At 58.1% G+C, this 15,070-nt stretch carries 15 protein-coding genes and 1 other annotated feature; of the genes, 10 read left to right on the top strand and 5 right to left on the bottom strand.

The window, feature by feature from the left end:
• Positions 1–119: 119 nt before the first annotated feature.
• Positions 120–1,121, bottom strand: coding sequence for a zinc-binding alcohol dehydrogenase family protein (locus AB8804_RS08605; RefSeq protein ID WP_371185018.1), 1,002 nt, complete (start codon positions 1,119–1,121; stop codon positions 120–122).
• 107 nt (positions 1,122–1,228) lie between these two features.
• Between AB8804_RS08605 and AB8804_RS08610 the strand changes: the two genes are divergently transcribed.
• Complete coding sequence (locus tag AB8804_RS08610) at positions 1,229–2,128, top strand: LysR family transcriptional regulator (protein WP_371185019.1); 900 nt, start codon at positions 1,229–1,231, stop codon at positions 2,126–2,128.
• Positions 2,129–2,219: 91 nt separating this feature from the next.
• Here the strand turns inward: AB8804_RS08610 and ettA are convergent, their stop codons facing one another.
• Complete coding sequence (gene ettA / locus AB8804_RS08615; protein ID WP_112011044.1) at positions 2,220–3,887, bottom strand: energy-dependent translational throttle protein EttA; 1,668 nt, start codon at positions 3,885–3,887, stop codon at positions 2,220–2,222.
• A gap of 227 nt (positions 3,888–4,114) precedes the next feature.
• Here ettA and sltY point away from each other — a divergent pair, with 227 nt between their 5' ends.
• Positions 4,115–6,052, top strand: coding sequence for a murein transglycosylase (sltY, locus tag AB8804_RS08620; RefSeq protein WP_371185020.1), 1,938 nt, complete (start codon positions 4,115–4,117; stop codon positions 6,050–6,052).
• A 55-nt stretch (positions 6,053–6,107) separates the two neighbouring features.
• On the top strand, positions 6,108–6,437 hold the full coding sequence (trpR, locus tag AB8804_RS08625) for a trp operon repressor (RefSeq protein ID WP_371185021.1): 330 nt from the start codon (positions 6,108–6,110) through the stop codon (positions 6,435–6,437).
• Between the two features lie 27 nt (positions 6,438–6,464).
• On the opposite strand, the gene yjjX is transcribed toward trpR, so the two are convergent.
• Entirely contained in the window at positions 6,465–6,980 is a 516-nt protein-coding gene (gene yjjX / locus AB8804_RS08630; protein ID WP_371185022.1) for an inosine/xanthosine triphosphatase, read from the bottom strand.
• Positions 6,981–7,030: 50 nt separating this feature from the next.
• On the opposite strand from yjjX, the gene gpmB reads away from it, so the two are divergent.
• Positions 7,031–7,678 (top strand): 2,3-diphosphoglycerate-dependent phosphoglycerate mutase GpmB, encoded by a 648-nt coding sequence (gene gpmB / locus AB8804_RS08635; protein WP_371185023.1) that lies wholly within the window; start codon positions 7,031–7,033, stop codon positions 7,676–7,678.
• Here gpmB and robA read toward each other — a convergent pair.
• Entirely contained in the window at positions 7,675–8,544 is an 870-nt protein-coding gene (gene robA, locus AB8804_RS08640; protein WP_371185024.1) for an MDR efflux pump AcrAB transcriptional activator RobA, read from the bottom strand. The two genes, gpmB and robA, sit on opposite strands and share 4 nt — an antisense overlap.
• A 211-nt stretch (positions 8,545–8,755) precedes the next feature.
• On the opposite strand from robA, the gene creA reads away from it, so the two are divergent.
• The gene (gene creA / locus AB8804_RS08645) at positions 8,756–9,229 is read left to right on the top strand and encodes a protein CreA (protein WP_371185025.1); all 474 of its coding nucleotides are present in this window, start codon (positions 8,756–8,758) and stop codon (positions 9,227–9,229) included.
• A gap of 46 nt (positions 9,230–9,275) precedes the next feature.
• Here creA and arcA read toward each other — a convergent pair whose 3' ends face one another.
• Positions 9,276–9,992 (bottom strand): two-component system response regulator ArcA, encoded by a 717-nt coding sequence (gene arcA, locus AB8804_RS08650; protein WP_003856501.1) that lies wholly within the window; start codon positions 9,990–9,992, stop codon positions 9,276–9,278.
• Between the two features lie 95 nt (positions 9,993–10,087).
• On the opposite strand from arcA, the gene yjjY reads away from it, so the two are divergent.
• The 5 genes from yjjY to thrB all read left to right on the top strand — a co-directional run bounded on the left by yjjY (position 10,088) and on the right by thrB (position 15,068).
• Positions 10,088–10,228 (top strand): protein YjjY, encoded by a 141-nt coding sequence (gene yjjY / locus AB8804_RS08655; protein WP_085928893.1) that lies wholly within the window; start codon positions 10,088–10,090, stop codon positions 10,226–10,228.
• Between the two features lie 399 nt (positions 10,229–10,627).
• Positions 10,628–11,314 (top strand): tRNA/rRNA methyltransferase, encoded by a 687-nt coding sequence (locus AB8804_RS08660; RefSeq protein WP_371185026.1) that lies wholly within the window; start codon positions 10,628–10,630, stop codon positions 11,312–11,314.
• A 190-nt stretch (positions 11,315–11,504) separates the two neighbouring features.
• Positions 11,505–11,594, top strand: coding sequence for a thr operon leader peptide (gene thrL, locus AB8804_RS08665; RefSeq protein ID WP_112011051.1), 90 nt, complete (start codon positions 11,505–11,507; stop codon positions 11,592–11,594).
• Positions 11,533–11,650: a sequence feature (Thr leader region), on the top strand. Its footprint overlaps the gene before it by 62 nt.
• Positions 11,651–11,674: 24 nt before the next feature.
• Complete coding sequence (thrA, locus tag AB8804_RS08670; protein WP_371185027.1) at positions 11,675–14,137, top strand: bifunctional aspartate kinase/homoserine dehydrogenase I; 2,463 nt, start codon at positions 11,675–11,677, stop codon at positions 14,135–14,137.
• A 1-nt stretch (position 14,138) separates the two neighbouring features.
• Complete coding sequence (gene thrB, locus AB8804_RS08675; RefSeq protein WP_371185028.1) at positions 14,139–15,068, top strand: homoserine kinase; 930 nt, start codon at positions 14,139–14,141, stop codon at positions 15,066–15,068.
• The last annotated feature ends 2 nt before the right edge of the window (positions 15,069–15,070 follow it).

Here is a 15,070-nt window from a genome sequence, read left to right on the forward strand (position 1 = left end):
TCCGTCACCCGTCACCCCTCACCCTAACCCTCTCCCCATAGGGGAGAGGGGATTGCACTGAGCCGTCTTTTCCCCCTCGCCCCTACGGGGAGAGGGACGGGGTGAGGGGAGCAAGCAACTTAAAACTCAACCACCACTTTTCCCCGCATATGCCCCTCCAGCACCTTACGGTGCGCTTCACGGATGCTTTCCACGCTCAGCCCGTGCAGCGTTTCGCTGAGCGAGCTTTCCACCACGCCGTTATCCACCAGCTTCGCCACCTCATTGAGGATCTCGCCCTGACGCGCCATATCCGCCGTCTGGTACATGCTGCGGGTATACATAAATTCCCAGTGCAGCGCGGCGGATTTGGATTTCAGCTTGTCCTGATTCAGCGGATGTTCATTCTCAACGATGGAGCAGATATGCCCCTGCGGCGCAATCAGCTCGCTGACCGCATCCCAGTGGCCGTCCGTGTCGTTGAGGATGAAAATGTAGTCAACGAACGTAATGCCCTGCTTTGCCAGCTCGCCCTGCAGATCGCGATAGTTTACGACCAGATCCGCGCCGCGATCGCGACACCACCGGGCTGAATCTTCCCGCGACGCGGTGGCGATCACCCTGACCCTGCTGTTGTGCTTTGCAAACGGGATCGCAAGGGATCCCACGCCGCCCGCGCCGCCGACGATCAGCAGCGTTTTGTCCGATCCGGCATCCTGAATATTCAGCCGCTCGAACAGTCCTTCCCAAGCGGTGAGGGCGGTCAGCGGCAGCGCGGCGGCGGCGGCCCAGCCGAGGCTGGCAGGCTTGTGCCCGACGATGCGCGCGTCAATCAGCTGGTGGGTGGCGTTGCTCCCCGGACGCGTGATGTCACCGGCGTACCACACTTCGTCACCCGGCTTGAATCCGGTGACGCTCGCGCCCGCCGCTTTGACGAACCCGCTCGCATCCCAGCCGAGAATGCGCGGCTCGTTCAGGCCGCTTTTGGCGATCCCCGCGTGCACTTTGGTATCGACCGGATTAATGGAAACGGCTTTGACCTCAACGAGCAGATCGTGCTCGCCCGGCTGCGGCATGGGTTGGGAAATCTCAATAAAATCAGTAGGATTTTCAGGATTAACGGCGATGGCTTTAACTGACATGGTGTGCTCCTCGGTGGAATGCGTTTGTTGAGGCTAGTCTATAAAGCGAGCGATGGCGTGATAAGATGGACAATCGAGAACGAAGCGTTCGCACAGGATGAACAATCATGTTTAAACAGCTGCAGGACATGGCGCTGTTCGCGCTGGTGGCGGAGATGGGGAGCTTTACCGCCGCGGCGCAGAGGGCGGAACTGCCGAAATCGAGCGTCAGCCAGCGGATCAGCCAGCTTGAGCAGCAGATCGGGATTCGCTTGCTTAACCGCACCACGCGCAGGCTGAACCTGACGTTCGCGGGCGAGCACTATCTGGTGCACTGCCGCGAGATGCTGGCGGCCAGCGAGCGGGCGGAGTACGTCATCCAGCGTCTGCGCGAGAACCCCAGCGGGCGGCTCAGAATCACCTGCCCGGCGGGGATCGGCGCGACCCTGCTGGCGCACCTCAACGCCGAGTTTCAGCGCCGCTATCCGGACGTGTCGCTGGACGTCTCCATCTCTGACGACGTGGTCGACCTGGTAGAGTCCGGCTTCGACGTGGCGCTGCGCACCGGCAAGCCGCAGGACTCCTCGCTGATCGGCCGGATGATCGGCCACTGCCCGCGCTATATGCTCGCCTCGCCGGACTACCTGGCGCGCCGGGAGCCGCTGATCCATCCGCGTCAACTGGTGGAGCACCGCTCGATTACCCACAAGGCCTGGTCCGAATGGCTGTTGCGAAGCGAGAGCGAGGATTACCGCTATCTGCCGGATAACGCCCATATGACCGATAATCTGGTGTACGCCCGCGAGTGTGCCATCGCAGGCGCGGGGATCACGCTCTTACCCGCGTTTCTGCTGGAGGATAAGATCGAAAAGGGTGTGCTGGTGCAGGTGCTGCCGGAGTGGGGCGTGGAGGGAAACGAGCTGTGGTTAGCCTATCCGAGCCGCAAGCTAAACTCGCCCGCGCTGATGAGCTATATCGACTTTGCGATGCAGTTTGACGAGGTGAAGCGGTATTACGTGGGGAAATAAAAAAGCCGGGTGGCGGCTTCGCCTTACCCGGCCTACAAACAGCGCAGAACCGTAGGCCGGGTAAGCGTTAGCGCCACCCGGCAGTGGGCACTTATTTCGCTATACGCTTGTACTTGATACGCTTCGGCTCCAGCGCGTCCGCGCCCAGCGTGCGTTTCTTGTACTCTTCGTATTCGGTGAAGTTGCCTTCGAAGAACTCCACCTTACCTTCGTCCTGGTAGTCCAGAATGTGGGTCGCGATACGGTCAAGGAACCAGCGGTCGTGCGAGATAACCATCGCGCAGCCCGGGAACTCCAGCAGGGCGTTTTCCAGCGCGCGCAGGGTTTCAATGTCCAGGTCGTTTGTTGGTTCATCGAGCAGCAGTACGTTACCGCCCACCTGCAGCAGCTTCGCCAGATGCAGACGACCGCGCTCGCCGCCGGACAGCTCGCCCACGCGTTTGCCCTGGTCGGTGCCCTTGAAGTTGAAGCGGCCAACGTAGGCGCGGCTTGGCATCTCGGTGTTGCCGATACGCATGATATCCAGACCGCCGGACACTTCTTCCCACACGGTTTTGCTGTTGTCCATCGCGTCGCGGAACTGGTCAACGGAGGCCAGCTTCACGGTTTCACCCAGGGTGATCGAGCCGCTGTCAGGCTGTTCCTGGCCGGACATCATGCGGAACAGGGTCGATTTACCCGCGCCGTTCGGGCCGATGATGCCCACAATCGCGCCTTTCGGTACCGAGAAGGTCAGATCGTCGATCAGCAGGCGGTCGCCGTAGGACTTGCGCAGATTGGTCACTTCAACCACTTTATCCCCCAGACGTGCTCCAGGCGGAATAAACAGTTCGTTGGTTTCGTTACGTTTCTGGTATTCGGTGCTGTTCAGCTCTTCGAAGCGTGCCAGACGGGCTTTACCCTTAGACTGACGGCCCTTCGCGCCCTGACGAACCCACTCCAGCTCTTTCTCAATAGACTTGCGACGCGCCGCTTCCTGAGAAGCTTCCTGCGCCAGACGCTGATCTTTCTGCTCCAGCCAGGAGGAGTAGTTCCCTTCCCACGGAATACCTTCGCCGCGGTCCAGCTCCAGGATCCAGCCCGCTACGTTGTCGAGGAAGTAACGGTCGTGGGTAATCGCCACCACGGTGCCTTCGAAGTCGTGCAGGAAGCGCTCCAGCCACGCCACGGATTCCGCATCCAGGTGGTTAGTCGGTTCGTCGAGGAGCAGCATGTCCGGTTTTTCCAGCAGCAGGCGGCACAGCGCCACGCGGCGGCGCTCACCACCGGAGAGGTTCGCGATTTTTGCATCCCAGTCCGGCAGACGCAGGGCGTCGGCCGCGCGCTCCAGCTGCACGTTCAGGTTGTGGCCGTCGTGCGCCTGGATAATCTCTTCAAACTTGCCCTGCTGCGCGGCCAGCTTGTCGAAGTCCGCATCCGGCTCGGCGTATTTGGCATACACTTCATCAAGGCCTTTCAGCGCGTTAACCACTTCGGAAACCGCTTCTTCGACGGATTCGCGAACGGTATGTTCCGGATTAAGCTGCGGCTCCTGCGGCAGGTAGCCAATTTTGATGCCGGGCTGCGGGCGGGCTTCACCTTCGATGTCTGTATCGATGCCCGCCATGATGCGCAGCAGGGTGGACTTACCGGCACCGTTGAGACCCAGAACACCGATTTTTGCGCCCGGGAAGAAGCTCAGCGAGATATTTTTAAGAATATGACGTTTCGGCGGTACCACTTTGCCGACACGATGCATGGTATAAACGAATTGAGCCACGTTGGACTTCGCCTCTTTTATCGTGATGAGAAGGAATTTCAGCCTCGAAGTGTAGCCTTTTTCCCGCCCTAATCCCAGCCAGGAACGTCGGGAGTGTTAAAACGCGCAGGAAAGGTAAAAAAGTGTCCGTAACGTGGCGCGTTGCCGGATGCCTGGTTAGCATAAGTTGATAAGACTTTGACGCGGCAAGACGCTGCAATTGATGAAAAAACAATGAGGAAGAGCTTGTGGAAAAAGCCAAACAGGTGGTCTGGCGTCTGCTGGCGGCCAGCGTATGCGTGATGGCGGTGAGCCAGGCGGTGCATGCCGATTCACTGGATGAACAGCGCAGCCGCTACGCCCAGATCAAGCAGGCCTGGGACAGCAGGCAGATGGATACCGTTCAGGCGCTGATGCCGACGCTAAAAGATTATCCGCTGTACCCGTATCTCGAGTATCGCCAGATTACTGACGATCTCATGAATCAACCGACCGTCACCGTCAACAATTTTATCCAGGCGAATCCGACCCTGCCGCCCGCGCGCACCCTGAAGTCCCGCTTCGTGAACGAGCTGGCGCGCCGTGAAGACTGGCGCGGGCTGCTGGCCTTTAGCCCGGAAAAGCCGGGCTCAACCGAGGCGCAGTGTAACTATTACTACGCGAAATGGGCCACCGGCCAGCAGGATGAGGCCTGGGCAGGGGCGAAGGATCTGTGGTTAACCGGCAAAAGCCAGCCCAACGCCTGTGATTCGCTGTTTGGTGCCTGGCGCGCCTCCGGCAAGCAGGACCCGCTGGCCTACCTTGAGCGCATTCGTCTGGCGATGAAGGCCGGCAACACGCGTCTGGTGACCGCGCTGGCCGGGCAGATGCCGCCGGACTATCAAACCATTTCCACCGCCGTCATCGGGCTGGCGAACGATCCCAACTCGGTGCTGACCTTTGCCCGCACCACGGGCGCGACCGACTTTACCCGCCAGATGGCGGCGGTCGCCTTTACCAGCGTGGCGCGTGACGATGTCGAAAACGCGCGGCTGATGATCCCGCAGCTGGTGCAGGCGCAGCAGCTTAATGACGATCAAACCCAGGAGCTGCGCGACATCGTGGCGTGGCGGCTGATGGGCACTGACGTGACCGACGAGCAGGCCCGCTGGCGCGACGATGCGATCATGCGCTCTAATTCCACCTCGCTCGTTGAGCGCCGCGTGCGCATGGCGCTGGGAACGGGCGATCGCCACGGGCTAAATACCTGGCTTGCTCGCCTGCCGATGGATGCCAAAGAGAAAGACGAGTGGCGCTACTGGCAGGCGGATCTGCTGCTGGAGCGCGGCCGCGAGGAGGAAGCCAAAGCGATCCTGCACGCGCTGATGCAGCAGCGCGGATTCTACCCGATGGTGGCAGCGCAGCGCCTGGGTGAGGAGTACACGCTCAGGATCGACAAGGCGCCCGCCAACGCTAGCCCGACGCTGACGCAGGGGCCGGAGATGGCGCGCGTGCGCGAGCTGATGTACTGGAATCTGGATAACACCGCGCGCAGCGAGTGGGCCAACCTGGTGACCAGCCGCACGACGGATGAAAAAGCCCAGCTGGCGCGCTATGCGTTTGATAACCGCTGGTGGGATCTGAGCGTGCAGGCGACGATCGCCGGCAAGCTGTGGGATCACCTTGAGGAGCGATTCCCGCTGGCGTACAAGGATCTGTTCGATCGCTACACCAGCGGTAAAGATATCCCGCAAAGCTACGCGATGGCGATTGCCCGCCAGGAGAGCGCCTGGAACCCGAAAGTGCGTTCTCCGGTGGGGGCCAGCGGCCTGATGCAAATCATGCCGGGTACCGCGACGCACACGGTGAAGATGTTTAACATTCCTGGCTACAGCAGCCCGTCGCAGCTGCTGGATCCGGACACCAACATCAACATCGGCACCAGCTACCTGCAGTACGTTTACCAGCAGTTTGGCAATAACCGCATCTTCTCCTCGGCGGCGTACAACGCCGGTCCGGGCCGCGTGCGCACATGGCTCGGCAACAGCGCCGGGCGCATCGACGCGGTGGCGTTTGTCGAGAGCATTCCGTTCTCCGAAACGCGCGGCTACGTGAAGAACGTGCTGGCCTACGACGCCTACTATCGCTACTTCATGGGGCAGAAAGATACCCTGATGAGCGACGCCGAGTGGCAGAGACGTTACTGATCGGCGTGGGTTGTGTTATGCTGTACTCGCTAATGAGTACAAGAGGCAGCATAACATGACCCAGCATTCCCCGTATTCCTCGGCGATGGCCGAACAACGCAATCAGGAGTGGCTTCGTTTTGTGGAGTTGCTCCGCCAGTCCTATGAGAAAGACCTGCACCTGCCGCTGATGCAGCTGATGCTGACGCCCGACGAGCGCGAAGCGCTGGGCACGCGCGTGCGGATTATTGAAGAGTTACTGCGCGGCGAGATGAGCCAGCGCGAGCTGAAAAACGAGCTGGGCGCGGGCATTGCGACGATCACCCGCGGCTCAAACAGCCTGAAGTCCGCGCCGGTTGAGCTGCGCCAGTGGCTTGAGGCGGTATTGCTGAAAAACGCCGGATAACGGCTTCGTCTTATCCGACCTACACATTTAACGATAAATCGCGTTATGGAACGGGCTTAACGCCAGGATCACCGCCTGATGGTAAACGCTGGAGCGCGTGAGTTTTCCTGCGGTAAAGACGCCAATCGCCCCTTCCTTACGCCCAATCTCATCGATGCCGGTGTACTGCGACATCACCGGGCCAAGCGCGTCGCCTTCGCGCACTTTTTTCAGGATGATCTCAGGTAGCGGAAGCGTTGCCGAGCGCGCTTCACCGCGCTGCTCACGGCTTTCAATCACCACCCAGCTGAAGGTTGCGCCTTCGTCGATGCCTGCCTCAATGGCGACCCAGAAGTCAGCGTCAGGCGCAGCGGCTTTGGCATTCACCACGCGATTTCGTGCGCCAGCCCGCGTTTCCTCGCTGCCAAACGGCTGTTCGGGAACGCCGCTCTCGACGCCGACCGCGTCAATATGGCAGGATCCTTCGCCGAAGATCTCTTCAAATGCCCTTAGAATTGCCTGAATTTTTGCAGGATTAGTGGTAGCAGAGACAACATGGTGCATAATTAAGCTCGACTCAAAAAAAACTCATCGCAGTATAACGGAAAAAAAGCATGTTACAGGTATACCTTGTTCGCCACGGTGAAACGCAGTGGAACGCCGAGCGACGTATTCAAGGCCAGTCGGACAGTCCTCTTACCGAAAAGGGTGTGCAGCAGGCGTGGCAGGTGGCAGAACGCGCCAGAACGCTGGGCATTACTCACGTCATTTCAAGCGATCTCGGTCGTACACAGCAGACGGCACGCATTATTGCCGAGGCCTGCGGCTGCGATATTACCCTTGAGCCGCGCCTGCGCGAGCTGGACATGGGCGTGCTGGAAAAGCGCCATATCGACTCCCTCACCGAGGAAGAAGAAGGCTGGCGGCGCACGCTGGTGAACGGAACGGAAGATGGCCGCATCCCTGAGGGAGAATCCATGCAGGAGCTGAGCGGTCGCGTAAACGCGGCGCTGGCCGAGTGCCTGAACCTTCCGGCAGGCAGCCGTCCGCTGCTGGTCAGTCACGGTATTGCGCTGGGCTGCCTGGTGAGCACCATTTTGGGTTTACCGGCCTACGCTGAACGCCGCCTGCGCCTGCGCAACTGCTCGATTTCCCGCATTGATTATCAGGAAAGCGCGTGGCTGGCGTCGGGGTGGGTCGTGGAGATGGCAGGGGACATTTCGCATCTTGATGCCCCTGCGCTGGACGAGCTGCAGCGTTAGCGGCGTATCGGGATTAAAAATTCCATACGCAGATTGATTGGGCCTTCTTCCGGCTTAGCGTCGCTGGCCGGATAGTAGCGCTCAATGTCCTGACCCTTACGGCGATTCAGATTCAGCATCGGCATGCAGGTCCCGTAAACGGTCAGGATAAATTCCTGAACGCCCGTTCCCAGCCCCTCGTACGCGAACATCACGTACTCTCCACCTTCGATAACGACCGGTTTCGAGCCCTGAATGTAGCCATTGGCCAGCTCCGGCGTTAAGGCGGTGGTATAAAACACCTCCTGCTCGTCGTCTTTTTCCAGGCTCGGATGCGTTTCGTTCAGGCCATACAGCAGCGGCGGGATGGCCGGAGCGTGGCTGAGGAAATCACGCCAGAACTGTACGCGCATCTGATGGCGGAACTCGGAAATCTGCTCCAGCGAACAGGAGTAGCTTTGCGTGGTGCCAATCAGATGGGTTTCCGGCAGGGTGATAAACTCATACTTCGGCATAGCAAATTCGCCAAGACGCAGCGGCGGGCGCATGCCAAAGGAGCTCCAGTCAGGCGAGCGACGATACAGCGCTGGCGTTAACGAGAACTGTTTTTTGAACGCGCGGGTGAAGGTTTGCTGTGAGTCGAAGCGATACTGAAGCGCAATATCCAGAATCGGACGCGCGGTAAGGCGTAACGCCACGGCAGACTTTGACAGCCGACGCGCGCGGATGTAGGCACCAATTGCATGACCGGTGACATCCTTGAACATTCTTTGCAGATGCCACTTGGAATAGCCTGCTTTTGCCGCCACGTTATCCAGTGACAAAGGCTGGTCGAGATGACCTTCCAGCCAGGTGAGCAGGTCGCGAATAATTCCAGCCTGATCCATATACTATCCTCATCCTTAAAACAGCAGGTGCCTGATAACAGGTTAGCGGATAATAGCATTTTTTGATGTTTTAGCATTCAGTGTTTTTTTTGCGCATACGTGCTTTTTGCCGCACATTATGGACAAATATTTTCTAATCCTGTGATCTTGCTACATTTTTGTCTAACCTGTTGAATAATTGCTCACTGTAATTTTAAAGAATGGTAACAATATGAAATACAAGACTTTGATCTTCACCGCGCTGCTATTGATGGTAGGGCGCGCAGCGCAAGCGGAGCAGGTAGGCTCTGTCGATACGGTGTTCAAAATGTTTGGCCCGGACCACAAAATCGTCGTAGAAGCCTTTGACGATCCGGATGTGCAAAATGTCACCTGCTACATCAGCCGCGCGAAAACGGGCGGCATTAAGGGCGGATTAGGGCTGGCGGAAGATACCTCCGATGCGGCTATCTCCTGCCAGCAGGTCGGGCCGGTCGAACTGAGCGAGAAGATCAAAAGCGGTAAAGCGCAGGGGGACGTCGTGTTCCAGAAGCGCACGTCGCTGGTGTTCAAAAAGCTGCAGGTAGTCCGTTTCTATGATGCCAAACGCAACACGCTCGCGTATCTGGCCTACTCGGACAAAGTGGTGGACGGCTCGCCGAAAAACGCGCTGAGCGCGGTGCCGATAATGCCGTGGCGGGAATAAAAAAAACGGCGCTTTCGCGCCGTTTTTTACTGCGTTCGCTGCGGGATTACTCCTGCAGATCGCCGCAGAAACGATAGCCTTCGCCGTGAATGGTGGCGATGATTTCCGGCGTATCCGGCGTCGATTCGAAATGCTTACGAATGCGACGAATGGTTACGTCAACGGTACGGTCGTGCGGCTTCAGCTCGCGACCGGTCATTTTCTTCAGCAGCTCTGCGCGGGACTGAATTTTGCCCGGGTTTTCGCAGAAGTGCAGCATCGCGCGAAACTCGCTGCGCGGCAGTTTATACTGCTCGCCGTTCGGGCTAATCAGCGAACGGCTATTGATATCAAGTTCCCAGCCGTTGAACTTGTAGCTGTCTACGCTACGACGCTCTTCGCTGACCGTGCCCAGGTTCATGGTGCGGGACAGCAGGTTGCGTGCACGAATGGTTAACTCGCGTGGGTTAAACGGTTTGGTGATGTAATCGTCCGCACCGATCTCTAGGCCAAGAATTTTATCAACCTCGTTATCACGTCCCGTCAGGAACATAAGCGCGACGTTCGCCTGCTCACGCAGCTCGCGCGCCAGAAGAAGGCCGTTTTTGCCCGGCAGGTTGATATCCATAATGACCAGATTGATATCATTTTCAGAAAGGATCTGATGCATCTCTGCGCCATCGGTCGCTTCAAAGACATCGTAGCCTTCTGCTTCGAAAATGCTCTTTAACGTGTTGCGTGTTACCAACTCGTCTTCAACGATAAGAATGTGCGGGGTCTGCATGTTTGCTACCTAAATTGCCAACTAAATCGAAACAGGAAGTACAAAAGTCCCTGACCTGCCTGATGCATGTCGCAAATTAACATGATCGGCCTAACATGACTAAAGTACGTAATTGCGTTCTTGATGCACTTTCCATCAACGTCAACAACATCATTAGCTTGGTCTTGGGTACTTTCCCTTTGGACCCGACAGTGTCAAAAACGGCTGTCATCCTAACCATTTTAACAGCAACATAACAGGCTAAGTGACACCGGACACCCAATAAAACTACGCTTCGTTGACATATATCAAGTTCAATTGTAGCACGTTAACAGTTTGATGAAATCATCGTAGCCGAATGCTAGCCTTTGTCACAATTTTTCAATAATCCAACTAGTTGCGGACATTAATAGATAAACGATACGAATCCAAAAGTGAAGAGGTATTCACCAGCGTATTATCATTATAAAACATAAGGATAATGGCTGTTTATTAACATTCTATCTGATTGTTAAGTCACAAAATAGTTTAGCGTTTTTAATTTGTTATGAAACGCTATTTCGGTGATTTGTGTTGCAAATTTGTAAATTCGTGCTGCGTAATATGTTGAGGCGCATCACAGTTTTACCCGTTAACTGTATAAAAAGAGAGCATAAATGCATCTGTCGATTGTGCTGGTGGCGCCAGCAAGACCGGAAAATATCGGCGCAGCGGCGCGCGCCATGAAGACCATGGGTTTTACCGATTTGCGTATTGTCGATAGCCGCGCGCACCTCGAGCCTGCCGCCCGCTGGGTTGCGCACGGTTCAGGGGATATTCTCGATAATATAACCACTTACGCCACGCTAGCGGAGGCGCTGCACGACGTCTCGTTTACCGTGGCGACCACCGCGCGCAGCCGGGCGAAGTTCCACTACTACGCGACGCCGGAGGAGCTGGTGCCGATGCTGCGCGAGAAAAACGCGTGGCTGACGAAGGCCGCGCTGGTCTTTGGCCGGGAAGATTCTGGCCTGACGAACGAAGAGCTGGAGCTGGCGGACGTGCTGACGGGCGTGCCGATGGTGGCCGATTATCCGTCGCTGAATTTAGGCCAGGCGGTGATGGTTTATTGCTATCAATTAGCATCCTTAATGCAAATTCCTCAGCCGCCCGTTACAGGTACCGATGAAAATCAGCTGGCTGCCCTTCGCGCCCGCGTGGACAATTTGCTGTCGCAGCTCGGCGTGGCGGACGACCAGAAAATGGTTGACTGGCTGCAGCAGCGTCTTGGCCGTCTTGAGCAGCGCGACACGGCAATGCTGCACCGTTTGCTTCACGACATCGAAAAAAAATTGGCCGAGTAAAATTCTGTCATCGTTTTTTATTATGGTTCAACCGTCTGTTATTCGGGGTTGTATCCGGGAGGATCGGATGATAATAATTCTTTTCACAGCGCGACGTCAGAGCGCGCCAAAATGTGATCGAATTAAAAATTCATTGACTTAAGGTGCCCAATCCTTTAACCCTAAAAGAATACAGCACAGACAGATAATAATGACAGAGTACACAACATCCATGAAACGCATCAGCATCACCACCATTACCACAACCACCATCATTACCACAGGTAGCGATGCGGGCTGACGCGTACAGGAAAAACAGAAAAAAGCCCGTACCTAGACAGTGCGGGCTTTTTTTTCGGCTAAAGGAAATGAGGTAGAACCATGCGAGTGTTGAAGTTCGGCGGTACATCAGTGGCAAATGCAGAACGTTTTCTGCGTGTTGCCGATATTCTGGAAAGCAACGCCAGGCAGGGGCAGGTGGCAACCGTGCTCTCTGCCCCGGCAAAAATTACCAACCACCTGGTGGCGATGATTGAAAAAACCATCGGTGGCCAGGATGCACTCCCGAACATCAGCGACGCCGAGCGTATTTTCGCCGACCTGCTCCAGGGGCTGGCCGACGCGCAGCCGGGGTTCCCGCTGGCGAAGCTGAAGACCGTCGTTGAGCAGGAGTTCGCGCAGATTAAGCACGTCCTCCACGGCATCAGCCTGCTCGGGCAATGCCCGGACGGCGTGAACGCCGCGCTGATTTGCCGCGGTGAAGAACTCTCAATCGCGATCATGGCGGGCGTGCTGGAAGCGCGCGGCCACAGCGTGACGGTCATCGACCCGGTTGAAAAACTGCTGGCAGTGGGCCACTACCTCGAATCCACCGTTGATATTGCCGAATCAACCCGCCGCATTGCCGCAAGCAAGATCCCGTCCGACCACATGATCCTGATGGCCGGCTTCACCGCTGGAAACGAGAAGGGCGAGCTGGTGGTGCTGGGCCGCAACGGTTCCGACTACTCCGCCGCCGTGCTGGCCGCGTGCCTGCGCGCCGACTGCTGCGAGATCTGGACCGACGTTGACGGCGTTTACACCTGCGACCCGCGCCAGGTGCCGGACGCCAGGCTGCTGAAGTCGATGTCGTACCAGGAAGCGATGGAGCTTTCCTACTTCGGCGCCAAGGTGCTTCACCCGCGCACCATCTCCCCGATTGCCCAGTTCCAGATCCCCTGCCTGATTAAAAACACCGGCAATCCGCAGGCGCCGGGCACGCTGATTGGCGCCAGCAGCGACGAAGACGGCCTGCCGGTCAAAGGCATTTCCAACCTCAACAACATGGCGATGTTCAGCGTCTCCGGCCCCGGCATGAAGGGCATGGTCGGCATGGCGGCGCGCGTGTTTGCCGCGATGTCCCGCAACGGGATCTCGGTGGTGCTGATCACCCAGTCCTCCTCCGAATACAGCATTAGCTTCTGCGTGCCGCAGGGCGACTGCCTGCGCGCTCGCCGCGCGCTGGAGGAGGAGTTCTATCTGGAGCTGAAAGAGGAGCTGCTGGAGCCGCTTTCCATCCAGGAGCGTCTGGCGGTGATCTCCGTGGTAGGCGACGGGATGCGCACCCTGCGCGGCATCTCCGCCAAGTTCTTCGCCGCGCTGGCGCGCGCCAATATTAACATCGTGGCGATTGCCCAGGGCTCCTCCGAGCGTTCTATCTCCGTGGTGGTGGATAACGACGATGCGGTGACCGGCGTGCGCGTTGTGCACCAGATGCTGTTCAACACCGATCAGGTGATTGAGCTGTTCCTGATTGGCGTCGGCGGCGTCGGCGGCGCGCTGCTGGAGCAGGTCAAGCGCCAGCAGGAATGGCTGAAGAAAAAGCATATCGACCTGCGCGTGTGCGGCATCGCGAACTCAAAGGCGCTGCTGACCAACGTTCACGGCCTGAACCTTGAAAACTGGCAGGCCGAGCTGAGCGAGGCGAAAGAGCCGTTTAACCTGGGCCGCCTGATCCGCCTGGTGAAAGAGTATCACCTACTGAACCCGGTGATCGTCGACTGTACCTCACACCAGGCGGTGGCCGACCAGTATGCCGACTTCCTGCGCGAAGGCTTCCACGTGGTGACGCCGAACAAAAAGGCCAACACCTCGTCGATGGATTACTATCACCAGCTGCGCCTGGCGGCGAGCAAATCGCGCCGCAAGTTCCTCTACGACACCAACGTCGGCGCTGGCCTGCCGGTGATCGAGAACCTGCAAAACCTGCTGAACGCGGGTGACGAACTGCAGCGTTTCTCCGGCATTCTCTCCGGCTCGTTGTCCTTCATCTTCGGCAAGCTGGATGAGGGGATGAGCCTCTCTGAAGCCACCCGCGCCGCGCGTGAACTGGGCTATACCGAGCCGGACCCGCGCGACGATCTTTCCGGGATGGACGTGGCGCGCAAGCTGCTGATCCTGGTGCGCGAAACCGGCCGCGAGCTGGAGCTGTCCGACATCGTGATTGAGCCGGTGCTGCCCGCAGACTTTGACGACGGCGGCGACGTAAACGCGTTTATGGCGAATTTACCGCAGCTCGACGACGTCTTTGCCGCCCGCGTGGCAAAAGCCCGTGATGAAGGCAAGGTATTGCGCTATGTTGGCAACATCGAAGAAGACGGCGTGTGCCGGGTGAAGATTGCCGAAGTGGACGGCAACGATCCGCTCTACAAGGTCAAAAACGGCGAGAACGCGCTGGCGTTTTACAGCCACTATTATCAGCCCCTGCCGCTGGTGCTTCGCGGCTATGGGGCAGGAAACGACGTGACGGCGGCGGGCGTATTTGCCGACCTGCTGCGCACCCTGTCATGGAAGTTAGGAGTTTAATATGGTCAAGGTTTATGCCCCGGCTTCCAGCGCCAATATGAGCGTCGGGTTTGACGTGCTGGGCGCGGCGGTGACGCCGGTGGATGGTTCCCTGCTGGGCGACACGGTAACGGTTGAGGCTGCAGAGCGCTTCAGCCTCAACAACGTGGGCCGCTTCGCCAGCAAGCTGCCGACGGAGCCGCGGGAAAATATCGTCTATCAGTGCTGGGAGCGCTTCTGTCAGGAGATCGGCAAAAACGTGCCGGTCGCCATGACGCTGGAAAAAAGTATGCCGATTGGATCGGGCCTTGGCTCAAGCGCGTGCTCGGTGGTCGCCGCGCTGGTGGCGATGAACGAGCACTGCGGCAAGCCGCTCAACAACAGCCGCCTGCTGGGCCTGATGGGCGAGCTGGAAGGGCGCATCTCCGGCAGCGTTCATTACGATAACGTGGCGCCGTGCTTCCTTGGCGGCATGCAGCTGATGATCGAAGAAAATGGCATCATCAGCCAGCAGGTGCCAGGGTTTGATGAGTGGCTGTGGGTGCTGGCCTATCCGGGCATTAAGGTCTCCACCGCCGAGGCGCGCGCGATCCTCCCCGCGCAGTATCGCCGACAGGACTGCATCGCCCACGGGCGTCATCTGGCGGGCTTTATTCACGCCTGCTATACCCGACAGCCGCAGCTGGCCGCGAAGCTGATGAAAGACGTGATTGCCGAGCCGTACCGCACGAAGCTGCTGCCGGGCTTTAACGAGGCGCGACAGGCGTCCATGGATATTGGCGCGCAGGCGTGCGGCATCTCGGGCTCGGGCCCGACGCTGTTCGCCCTGTGCGATAAGCCGGACACCGCGCAGCGCGTGGCGGACTGGCTCTCTAAACACTACCTGCAAAATCAGGAAGGCTTTGTTCATATTTGCCGTCTGGACACGGCGGGCGCACGAGTACTGGGATAAAT

The sequence above is a fragment of the Enterobacter sp. KBR-315C3_2022 genome, assembly GCF_041399425.1.
Taxonomy (GTDB): domain Bacteria; phylum Pseudomonadota; class Gammaproteobacteria; order Enterobacterales; family Enterobacteriaceae; genus Enterobacter.